This is a genomic window from Wolbachia endosymbiont of Nasonia vitripennis, assembly GCF_048054115.1.
Classification (GTDB): domain Bacteria; phylum Pseudomonadota; class Alphaproteobacteria; order Rickettsiales; family Anaplasmataceae; genus Wolbachia.
The window spans coordinates 1-10,914 of the sequence record NZ_JAFEVF010000026.1 but is presented as its reverse complement, the minus strand read 5'-3'; the positions used below and the strand labels follow the sequence as shown (position 1 = coordinate 10,914).

At 34.1% G+C, this 10,914-nt stretch carries 12 protein-coding genes and 3 pseudogenes; 9 read left to right on the top strand and 6 right to left on the bottom strand.

The window, feature by feature from the left end; all coding sequences use genetic code 11:
- Positions 1–95: 95 nt before the first annotated feature.
- The gene (locus JR053_RS04145; RefSeq protein WP_010403545.1) at positions 96–1,472 is read right to left on the bottom strand and encodes a UDP-N-acetylmuramoyl-tripeptide--D-alanyl-D-alanine ligase; all 1,377 of its coding nucleotides are present in this window, start codon (positions 1,470–1,472) and stop codon (positions 96–98) included.
- A gap of 184 nt (positions 1,473–1,656) precedes the next feature.
- Between JR053_RS04145 and JR053_RS04140 the strand changes: the two are divergent.
- From JR053_RS04140 to mdh, 7 genes and pseudogenes are all read left to right on the top strand, one after another.
- Positions 1,657–2,380 (top strand): annotated as a pseudogene (locus JR053_RS04140) (hypothetical protein).
- A gap of 3 nt (positions 2,381–2,383) precedes the next feature.
- On the top strand, positions 2,384–2,665 hold the full coding sequence (locus JR053_RS04135; RefSeq protein WP_010403548.1) for a hypothetical protein: 282 nt from the start codon (positions 2,384–2,386) through the stop codon (positions 2,663–2,665).
- 6 nt (positions 2,666–2,671) lie between these two features.
- Complete coding sequence (locus JR053_RS04130; protein WP_006014413.1) at positions 2,672–3,040, top strand: HIT domain-containing protein; 369 nt, start codon at positions 2,672–2,674, stop codon at positions 3,038–3,040.
- Positions 3,041–3,057: 17 nt separating this feature from the next.
- Entirely contained in the window at positions 3,058–3,411 is a 354-nt protein-coding gene (locus tag JR053_RS04125; RefSeq protein WP_029237628.1) for an NADH-quinone oxidoreductase subunit A, read from the top strand.
- Positions 3,402–3,905 carry a NuoB/complex I 20 kDa subunit family protein gene (locus JR053_RS04120; RefSeq protein ID WP_007302257.1) on the top strand — a complete coding sequence of 168 codons (504 nt, stop codon included), beginning with the start codon at positions 3,402–3,404 and terminating at the stop codon, positions 3,903–3,905. The genes JR053_RS04125 and JR053_RS04120 overlap by 10 nt, the downstream gene beginning before the upstream one ends.
- A gap of 1 nt (position 3,906) precedes the next feature.
- Complete coding sequence (locus tag JR053_RS04115) at positions 3,907–4,482, top strand: NADH-quinone oxidoreductase subunit C (RefSeq protein WP_010403557.1); 576 nt, start codon at positions 3,907–3,909, stop codon at positions 4,480–4,482.
- A gap of 3 nt (positions 4,483–4,485) precedes the next feature.
- Entirely contained in the window at positions 4,486–5,430 is a 945-nt protein-coding gene (mdh, locus tag JR053_RS04110) for a malate dehydrogenase (RefSeq protein WP_010403560.1), read from the top strand.
- Between the two features lie 5 nt (positions 5,431–5,435).
- On the opposite strand, the gene JR053_RS04105 is transcribed toward mdh, so the two are convergent.
- From JR053_RS04105 to JR053_RS04095, 3 genes are read right to left on the bottom strand one after another with little or no spacing between them, the layout of a single operon-like run.
- Positions 5,436–6,224: a TatD family hydrolase gene (locus JR053_RS04105; RefSeq protein ID WP_010403563.1), complete on the bottom strand. Its 789-nt coding sequence runs from the start codon at positions 6,222–6,224 to the stop codon at positions 5,436–5,438.
- On the bottom strand, positions 6,214–6,702 hold the full coding sequence (locus tag JR053_RS04100) for an RNA pyrophosphohydrolase (protein WP_416603628.1): 489 nt from the start codon (positions 6,700–6,702) through the stop codon (positions 6,214–6,216). Before JR053_RS04100 ends, JR053_RS04105 begins: the two co-directional genes overlap by 11 nt.
- Complete coding sequence (locus JR053_RS04095; protein ID WP_010403570.1) at positions 6,695–7,294, bottom strand: AAA family ATPase; 600 nt, start codon at positions 7,292–7,294, stop codon at positions 6,695–6,697. Before JR053_RS04095 ends, JR053_RS04100 begins: the two co-directional genes overlap by 8 nt.
- A 128-nt stretch (positions 7,295–7,422) precedes the next feature.
- Here JR053_RS04095 and rsfS point away from each other — a divergent pair, with 128 nt between their 5' ends.
- Positions 7,423–7,740, top strand: a complete 318-nt coding sequence (gene rsfS / locus JR053_RS04090; protein WP_007302263.1) for a ribosome silencing factor — start codon at positions 7,423–7,425, stop codon at positions 7,738–7,740.
- Between the two features lie 141 nt (positions 7,741–7,881).
- Here the strand turns inward: rsfS and JR053_RS04085 are convergent.
- Positions 7,882–8,830, bottom strand: a pseudogene (locus JR053_RS04085) (IS5 family transposase).
- 230 nt (positions 8,831–9,060) lie between these two features.
- Between JR053_RS04085 and tyrS the strand changes: the two are divergent.
- Positions 9,061–10,323, top strand: coding sequence for a tyrosine--tRNA ligase (gene tyrS / locus JR053_RS04080; protein WP_010403581.1), 1,263 nt, complete (start codon positions 9,061–9,063; stop codon positions 10,321–10,323).
- 174 nt (positions 10,324–10,497) lie between these two features.
- Here tyrS and JR053_RS04075 read toward each other — a convergent pair.
- Positions 10,498–10,698 (bottom strand): annotated as a pseudogene (locus JR053_RS04075) (ankyrin repeat domain-containing protein); the annotation flags it as partial.
- Between the last annotated feature and the right edge of the window lie 216 nt (positions 10,699–10,914).

Sequence of the window (10,914 nt, the reverse complement as noted above, 5' to 3'; positions counted from 1 at the left end):
TCAGTTAATTCATGCCTGTCAGATCAAGTCTAAACTATTACATTTTTATCACAGTTAAAACTTCCAATAACTTTAAATTAATACAATAGTTTTATTTAATATTCTATTGTGAATTCCTGCACTATAAGGTCCATTCTCATTCCATGAGAACCTTTAACTAAAATTACATCATTACCTTGAACAATATTAGCTAAATTACTTTTCAATTGGTTAGAATCATCGAAATGCATGCCTTTTATATTCTCCGGTAAAAGTTTATTCAATTCTAACATAAATTTACCAACTGTATGAACTTTATTCACATTTTGTTCTACTATAGAGTCAAGCAATTCTGTATGAAATACTATGCTTTCATTACCAAGTTCTAACATATCGCCGAGTAGTGCCACTTTTCTTAAATTAGAATATGTACCTAAAGTTCTTATTGCAGCCTTCATTGAAGTAGGGTTAGCATTATAGGAGTCGTTAATCAAATGTACTAATTTTCCATTGTATTTAGCTTGATGAACATTACCTCTACCTTCTGTTACAGTAAAATTCTCAAGTGCTAGTGGTAATTTCGATAAATCAAGTCCTAGACTTTGCACAACTGCTGTCACAACTAATGCAGAGTATGTAAAATGCTCACCCCGCAAACGTAAATTACAGTTTATAATTTGACCGTTGTGCGGTTTAATTTTTAAATTTATACCGCTATCGTTTCTTATTAGGTCTAACAAACGAACAGTAGCACTTTCATTCTTACCAAAGCTCACTACATTTCTGTCAGCATTTGATAAAAGATAATCATAATGTTTATTATCCTTGTTCAAAACCAAAGTACCATTATTTTTCATACCACATAGGACTTCTAACTTCGCTTGCGCAATATCAAGTAGAGATGAAAAATTTTCAACATGCGCAGGTTCGATGTTGGTAATAACTGCAATATCCGGATTGCTAATCTTCGATAGCTCTTTTATCTCACCAGCTCTATTCATTCCCATTTCAAGGATTAAGTACTGGCAGTTTTTTGGGACTTTTAGAATAGTAAAAGGTAATCCTATATTATTATTCAAGTTATCTTTGTTTGCATAAGACGCTCCATATTGCGATAGAACAGTGTGCAGCATGTCCTTTGTAGTCGTTTTCCCGACACTACCTGTAATTGTAATAACTTTAGCATTAACAAGAACATTTCTAATGTAATATGATGCCATATTATGCAAAGCTTTTAGAGTATCTTGCACAATAATTAGAGGAAAATTTCTATATTTATCTTCGCTTACTACCGCAGCAACAGCTCCTTTTAAAAATGCTTCATGTAGAAAATCATGCCCATCAAATTTCTTTCCCTTGAGAGCAATAAATAAATCGCCTTTTTTTATGCTTCTTGTATCCGTTGAAATATTTGAGCTATATACCGAATTACAAACACCCTCCCCTCTTCCGCCAGTAGCATCGATAATATTATTTGCGTTCCATTTTAACATAATTTATCTTTAAAGGTAATTTGAACAAGAAAAGCAGCAAAAATACTACATACTTTGGTAATGTACAAATAATGATTGCTATCTCTATAATTTCATCTTATAATAGATATACAAGTTTAAATATTTTCGTCTATAATTGGGTGTATTTTACTATCTGATTGTAGAAAGTGACTTGGAGGTATGTATGGCAAAAGATGAGTCAAATAAAAAGTCTATTTTGGCTAAGATAAAAGGCGTGTTTTTTCTTGTCCCTAAAGCACTTATTTATCCTATAAAGAAACCGTTTGCTTCAATTGATGAAATGAAGCATGATGCTAAAGTTTCATTAAAAAAGGCTGTGAGTGATGTATCTAAAGAAGAAGAGAAATATGACCCACCTATAAAAACCACAGGAGCTAGTAAGTACCTTGGCATACAAATAACAAAACAAGAAAAAGGTAAGGTAAGTTTTTTAGCGTCAAGAACTTTAACGGGGGATATACCTTACTTGAGTCCAGAGAAATTAGATAAAATAAGGAAAGATCTGCCAAATATAACTATATTTAGAGAAGAAAACAAAATTGTAATTGAAGTTGATGTTGAGAAGATTATCCAAGAAATAAAAGATAAAAATCCAGGTATAGATGAAAAAGTACGCTCTTGAAGGAATTTATAATAAAATTGATTATGATCTCAAAAATTTGGCAAAAATTACTGGTGAAGAGTTTAAAGTTCACACAGACCGAAAGTTGCTGTATGATATTGCAGAAAAGTTGTATAGTGGATACGATAGTAAAAAGCAACAGTCACAAGAAGTTATAAGGTCTATAGGTAAAGAAAAGTCATCAGAGAAAATTTTAAATAATTGGCAAAAAGCTATTAAACAAGATTTTGAAAGTTGCGAAAGCATAAGAGGTAGGGGGAAATAAATTATGGAGAGTGTTATGAAAGAAGTTAAAATAGAGGAAAGGTATCATAGCCTAACTGTTCCTGGAGATATGTATCATTTACAACCAGAAGTTATTGCTGCAAGAAGGGCAAAAAGAATAGAAACGTTTTCAAAAAGACACCAAATGGACTATGGGTCAGTTTTGCGTGGACAAGATATACAGCTAAAAGACGTTTCAAGTCTTGAAGATGCTTCTAGCGAAGCAGCAATAAGCCCACCTTCTACACCAAATCATAAGCAAAATAGAAGAGGACCAGGAATTTAATAAAGTATGGGTAGTACAGCTTATGATGACACTAATATTTTTGCTAAGATATTAAGAGGTGAGTTGTCTTATGAGGAAATACATAAAAATGAAAATGTGCTAGCTTTTCGTGATAAGTATCCTGATGCACCAGTTCATATTCTAGTTATACCAAAAGCTCAATACGTTTCATACGATGATTTTGTTCTGAAAGCTTCCGAAGAGGAAATAGTAAGTTTTTTTAAAACTGTTAGAGAAATAGCACATAAATATAACTTAGAAAAAACAGGATATAGATTAGTTACTAATCACGGTAAAGATGGAGAGCAAGTTATACCGCACTTTCACATACATATTTTAGGTGGTAAAAGATTAGGAAAGCATGTAAATTCATAGTGTTATATGTTTTTTAAATGAGTGAATATTTAACCATATTAATTTTTATCTGTGTATCAATTGTAGTATCCTTTACTTTAGGTGTATTACCTATGTTTCTTGCAGTCAGTAACCCAGATGGTGAAAAGCTTTCTACATATGAGTGTGGCTTTAATCCTTTATCAAGAGCCAGAAAAAGTTTCGACATAAAATTTTACTTAGTTGCAATATTGTTCATAATATTCGATTTAGAAATTGCTTTTCTTTTCCCTTGGGCCATTTCTTTATCTAAAATAAGCTATTGCGGATTTTGGTCTATGATGATATTCCTTGCAATACTTACTATAGGCTTTATTTATGAGTGGTGTAAAGGTGCGTTGGAATGGGAATAAATTTATCTAATGGCGACTGGAATCGTTACAAAAAAGAAGGTTTTCTTATCACTAAATTTGGCGATTTAATAGATTATATAATGAACTGGGCAAGGTCTGGTTCATTGTGGCCAATGACATTTGGTCTTGCATGTTGCGCAGTAGAGATGATGCACACTGCATCCAGTCGTTATGATCTTGATAGATATGGCATAATCTTTCGTGCAAGCCCAAGGCAAGCAGATGTTATGATTGTTGCTGGCACGTTAACTAATAAAATGGCAGCAGCATTGCGTAAAGTTTATGATCAAATGGCAGATCCCAAATACGTCGTCTCTATGGGAAGTTGTGCAAATGGCGGTGGCTATTATCATTATTCTTACTCAGTAGTCCGTGGTTGCGATAGAATTGTGCCAGTTGATGTATATGTTCCTGGATGCCCTCCAACTGCTGAGGCGTTACTATATGGAATGCTATGTCTACAAAATAAAATAAAACGAACTAAGAATATATAGCATGGATAAAACTGCAAAATACATACAAAAAAAGACTAAATGTGAATGTATTCAGAAAAATGATGGCACTATTGTAATATATTCAGCTTTGAATGACATTGAAAATCACTTACTCTTTCTACGTGATGATGAAAAGTGTAGGCTTGAATTATTAGTTGACGTTTTTGGAGTTGATTACCCAGATAGAGAAAAACGTTTCGAGCTAATATACAATTTGCTCAGCGTTGTACACAATATCAGAGTATACATAAAGCTTCAGTTATGTGAAGGTGATATACCTCTAAGTGTAGCAAAGATATTTAACGCAGCTTCGTGGTTTGAGCGTGAAGTATTTGATATGTATGGAATAGAGTTTTCTGATCACCCAGATTTACGTAGGATTTTAACGGATTATGGATTCAAAGGTCATCCAATGTTAAAAGATTTTCCTCTCACTGGCTACGAGGAAGTAAGATACGATATAGAGGCAAAAAAGGTTGTATATAATCCTATAGACTTACCACAAGATTTTCGTATGTTTGACAGCTTATCCCCTTGGGAAGGTAGTAAAGCCACAAAAGTAAATATAAAGGAGTAGAAAATGACAGCACAAAGAAAAAAAATATCTTTGATTGGTGCGGGAAATATCGGTGGGACTCTTACCCATATGATTGCACTAAGAGAGCTAGGAGATGTTATTTTGCTTGATGTAAGCGATGGAATACCACAAGGTAAAGCGCTTGACATTACAGAATCATCTCCTATTGATCGATCTAATGTCAATATTACTGGTACAAATAGGTATGAAGATATAAAAAACTCTGACGCAATTATAATAACTGCTGGCATTGCCAGAAAACCTGGAATGAGCAGAGATGACCTTCTGCAAACTAATGCTGCAGTAATGAAAGAGGTTGGGGAAAATATTAAAAAACATTCTCCAAACGCATTTGTAATAGTGGTTACCAATCCTTTAGATGCTATGGTTTCAGTAGTATACAAATCTTCAAGTCTGCCAACTAATATGATTGTTGGTATGGCAGGAGTGCTTGACTCTGCTCGTTTTCGTTATTTTCTTGCAAGTGAGTTAAATATTTCTGTCGAAGATGTATCTGCTTTTGTGCTTGGAGGACATGGTGACACTATGGTACCACTAATCAATTATGCTTCAATTGCTGGCATTCCACTTACCCAAATCATTGAGATGGGTTTGATTACGCGAGGAAAAGTTGATGAAATAGTTGAGCGCACTCGTAATGGTGGAAAAGAAATAGTTGATCTACTTAAATCTGGATCTGCATACTATGCTCCTGCATCTTCAGCCATAAGCATGCTAGAATCATACTTAAAAGATAAAAGGCGTATATTACCATGCGCTGCTTATCTTAATGGTGAATATGGTGTGAAAGACTTATTCATTGGTGTTCCTACTATTATTGGCAAAAATGGAGTTGAGAAAGTTCTAGAAGTTAAAATGAACGATAGTGAACAAGAGATGTTTTATAAATCTGTAAGTGCAGTAAAAGAGCTCTGTCAGCTAAATTAATTGCCCTATAGAATTTCTTTGAGCTCAAGCTTCGAAAACAGTCTAAAAAAATTATTTGTAGTTATTTTTGCTACTTGTTCCGGCGATTCATTCCATAATTCTGCTAAACAATTCACAACATATTTCACCATTGCCGGTTCATTTTTTCTTCCTCTGTAAGGCTCAGGAGATAGATAAGGTGCATCAGTTTCAACTAAAACACGCTCACGTGGCACATTTTGTGCAATTTCTCTTAGTAAGTTCGCATTTTTAAAAGTAATAATTCCAGAAAATGAAATGTATAATCCCAAGTCCATAGCCTTATAAGCAAGCTCTTTAGAAGAAGCAAAGCAATGCATTACTCCACTAAAAGCGTCCTTCTTCATTTCTGAATTTAACATATCAATCATCTCACTATCAGCATTTCTAGTGTGAATAACTAAAGGTAATCCTGTTACTTTTGCCGCTTCTATATGTGATGCAAAACTTTTTTTTTGATTGCTTTTGTTATCAGATTTATAAAAATCTAATCCGGTTTCACCGATACTAATTACCTTTTTGCCCTTAGTAAATTCAATCAATTCATCAGCATTTATACACTCACCTTTTTCCACATTAGTATCAAGCGGATGTATACCAACGGAGCAGTAGACTTGATCATAGGATGAAGAGATTTTTAATAATTTAGGGATATCATTAATGCTTATACATATGTTATGCAAAATTCTCACACCATTTTGCTCTGCTCTTGAAATTACCTTTGGTATTTCATCATCAGAAAAATAAATTAGATGACAATGAGAATCAACTATCATAAATAGATCCTTTTATGATAGAAGAAAACTCTTCTATCACTTTTTTATAAACTTCTTTTTTGAACGGTATGGCACTGGCTACCAAATCATCCACATTTTGCCAACGCCACTCTTTGAACTCTGGATGATCAGTATAGTTAATATTAATATCCTTATCCTTCCCACAAAATTTCATTAAGAACCACCTTTGCTTTTGGCCAGAATACCTCCCATTCCAGCATATCGGTATAACTTCCTCGGGTAAGTTGTAATATATCCACTCTTTATTTTGAGCCACAACTTCTGCTTCATCAGTACCAACTTCCTCCAATAGCTCACGTCGCGCTGCCTGCTCTAGCTCTTCACCTTCATCAACTCCTCCTTGTGGCATCTGCCAATAAGAGTCACTATCAAAACGTTTTCCAATAAAAATATTCCCCTGTTTGTTAAATAACATTATGCCAACACAAGGGCGATACTCTTTCTCCTCACTAATCACAAATACTCTCTATTGCTAAATTATCTATCATAGAAGTTCCAACTACTTTTTTACTATTCATTTTTTCAACAATTTTTTTTGCAACTTCTTTTGCGCTTAAGTTTGAGTTATCAATTTCAAGTGAACCTTGAGGCATAAATAGTTTCTTTCCTTTAATTCTTCTCATAGCAAAATCTGAATCAGTAATTTTTCTCTCCTGCTCTCTTTCCTTTAATTGAACGCGCTTTACTAGTTCTCCACTATTACAATATAACACCACAGGGAGAATCTCTACGTTCATTTTTTTACTTAAATTCACCACTGAGTTATATACTTTTTGATCATAGGAATCACCTTTTATCAATTCGTTTGTAAATATATAATGCTTTGATTCTATATGGTATTTTTCCAATATTGCTAACATATTCTCTCTAATCACAAAAATTTCTTCCCATATTTCACTTGTAACCTCAGCGTTTCTGAAATCAATCATATCAAATATAATATTATTAAACAGGTTATTGTCTACTATCACCCCATCAATAATATTACACAGCTCTTTTGCAATCGTAAGTTTGCCACTACCCGGAAATCCGATTAAGTAAATGATCATACCATCAGAAAACTATCATATATTACAAATATATGTATTATAAACGTTACACTAGAAACATATCAAAAATAGTTCATATTCAGAAATTTTGAGTGTATCATTACAGATAAATTATATAATTTAGAATAATGAATGGTGATACAGAATCAATAAAAAATACAATTGTAGATGTAATAGATCAAAACAAAGGTCAAGATATAGTTACTTTTGATGTACAGAATAAAACTGTCATTGCAAAATATATGATCATTGCATCCGGTGATTCGAGCCGCCATGTAAAAGCATTAGCTGAGCACGTGATGAAAAATCTCAAGCAATATGATAAAATAGATGTAGAAGGTATGGATGAAGGTAACTGGGTGATTGTGAATTTTCAAGGTATAATGGTTCACCTATTCAGGCCAGAAGTAAGAGAATATTATAAGATAGAAGAGTTATGGAATTGATTATCCAGGTAGCTGGTATACACTTTCAAATGTTGTAATTTTGAAGGCAACCCTTATGAAGTTGGTGGTGTCATTCCAGTGCTTGACGCTGGAATGGCTTTGTTGCATCACTCTTCGGATAATAGGTAACGTGGAATAAATTCATGAAGCTATCTCAAATTTAGCCATGCCTATATCAGTAAATTTGTTAAGCAAATAACACTTGAGTAGCAGTTCTCTCTCACGATTAACCTCAGATTTGTTTCTAAAACTAAAACCAAATGTTTGCTTCAGTCGCGAGAAAAAACTTTCTATATAAGATCTCTTCCCATAATTTATCTCTTTTTTCCACCTCTTCATACCATCTTCATCATATGACTTTATGAGCTTGATTGTAGAATTTCTCTCATCCATATAATCCAACTTTGGATGCTCTACTGCATTATTTTGCGGAGGAATCCTTGTCTTTATGTCAAGCTCATCGCACAGTTTGTATAACTTCTTTCGATTATATGCCCTGTCTGCATATAGTGTGCTTATATTATATTTAACATCAATCCTTGCAATAAGATCACATGCTCCATAGTGGTCAGAATAAACTCCGCCACTGTATTTTGCTGCTATAACTTTTTTGCTACCTATCTCTAGCATTACATGCAGTTTTCTTGTTTGCTCATAGCGGCGATACTTTCTATCTGTACCATTTGCCTTGCTATGACCTGGAATATTATTGTAGATCAGTACTATCTATGGCAATCTCAATATCTTCTGTATTATTTTTATCATGTCTTCGATCATTAATTTTGATGTTAAGTTTTTTAAGCCTTCTTGAGGCCTGGGAATAGCTAATAACTTGCAAGTTTTTCCTTACTTGCTCAAGGTACCCTGCTATAAATCCCGCTGTTTGTCTCAGACCTATTCTAAATAAATAAGTTATTATGTGAACCAGAATCACGACCTTATCGCTATAAATATAGTTGCCACCAGCCATTTTTGGACCTTTTTCGTACCAATTTTCTATGGCATCATTGACGTAATAAAAAATATTTCCCCTCTCTTGGAGAAATTTGTTATATTCATGGCAGTTACTGACTCTCATTTTTTGTGGCATATTTTTCTTTAGTAGGTTAAATGCTTGTCTTATAGTGAATTTTGTCAGTAACTGCCAGTTCTTTTTATTTGACCTATGCAACAAAGCCCGCTGGAATCTAGAAAACTTAATCATAAACGAGCACACTATACAACATTTTTGATGAAATTTCATAATAAACTGGATTCCAGCGTCAAGCACTGGAATGACGCCATCGTTAACAACACCGTTTACACACAAAATAACATATTATGAAACATAAATCCGAGTTTTTAAACTTCATTCAAGAAAGAGGATACCTATATCAATGTACAAACATTGATAGGTTAGACCAGCTATTATCACAAGATAATTATATAATTGCATACATTGGGTTTGATTGTACGGCACCAAGTTTGCATATTGGCAGTCTCATTCAAATCATGATGCTCCGTCACCTACAAAAATTCGGTTATAAGCCAATAATTCTACTTGGAGGTGGCACAACAAAAATTGGTGACCCATCTGGTAAAGACAAAGCAAGAAGCGTCTTGCCGATAGAAGATATCAATCAAAATATACTTGGTATAAAGAAAACCCTCGAGAAGATGATATCTTTCGATTATGGAAAAACTGGTGCAATCATAGTAAACAACGCAGATTGGTTAAATAACATAAAATATATAGACTTTTTGCGTGATATAGGGACACATTTTTCTGTAAATCGCATGTTAGGCTTTGATAGTGTGAAAATTAGGCTAGATAGGGAGCAAAATCTAAGCTTTCTCGAGTTTAATTACATGTTGTTACAAGCCTATGATTTTGTCGAGTTGAATAAAAAGTATGGCTGTCGTCTCCAGATTGGAGGGTCAGACCAATGGGGAAATATAGTAAACGGAATTGAACTTGGCAAAAAGTTAAATTTACCTGAGCTGTTTGGTCTTACCACACCTCTTTTATTAAACGCACAAGGAAAAAAGATGGGCAAAACTGAAAGTGGAGCAGTATGGCTTGATGGTAGCATGCTAAAGCCCTATGACTACTGGCAATATTTTCGCAATGTTGATGATCAAGATGTTGGTCGTTTTTTGAGACTTTTCACTGATTTATCAATTGATGAAATTAAAAAACTAGAGTCCTTGAAGGATCAAGAAACAAACGAAGCAAAAAAGGTCTTGGCAACAGAAGTGACAAAAATATGTCACGGTTGTAAAGAAGCGAAACTTGCACGATCTACTGCAATCTCTGCTTTTGAAAATGAAGACAGTTCATTGCTTTCTGGTTACACTATCACAAGAGAACAAGTTGTAAATGGCATACTCCTGATAGACTTGCTTCATGACACCGGTTTTGAACCTTCAAAAGGTTCGGCAAAGCGTTTAATACAGGGCAATGGATGCAAAGTTAATGATAATACTATAAATGATGTTAACTATATAATAAATTCTGAGAGCTTCAAAGATCAGTCATTCATAAAATTGTCTGCAGGAAAGAAACGCCATATTAAAATTTTAGTGAGTGAAGTAAGAAAGTGAATTTGTATCTGTTCAGCAGAGTGGTAAAATAAGGTAGGCGGGAAAAGACAACTACAAGAATAAATGGGTATTATACGAGTAGCTGGCACTTTCTTTCGCACAAAAATATTGTAAAGCGCTTTCGTATTTACCAACTTAGTATCTGATCTGGAATCTCAGCACTAGGAAACCTTATTATAAAGTAATGCTAGCACTTTCTTCACGCACATTTGTTAAGACTGCTACTCCATCAACTTTAGTATTAGGCTTTAACAGTTTATATGTTACATTGCCAACCGTTAGTGCTGCTGCTGTAATTGCAGCCACTGCTATAACTATAGGTATTAACTCAGCTGTCACTGTTCGAGTTGCAAAAAGTGCCACTGCTATAGCAGTATAGCTCTTCTCACAATAATCCGAACAGGTCATAATAACATACTGCTGGCCTCTTGGCTTATAATAGCTATAAAGACGTTTTTACCTCCGTTCGGACTATTATAAGAAGAGCTATACCTAATAATGTAGCTGCCCCACCATCAATCTGCCCTTTCTTAATTGCTGAACGATTAAGTGTAATAGTTTAGACTTGATCTGACAGGCATGAATTAACTG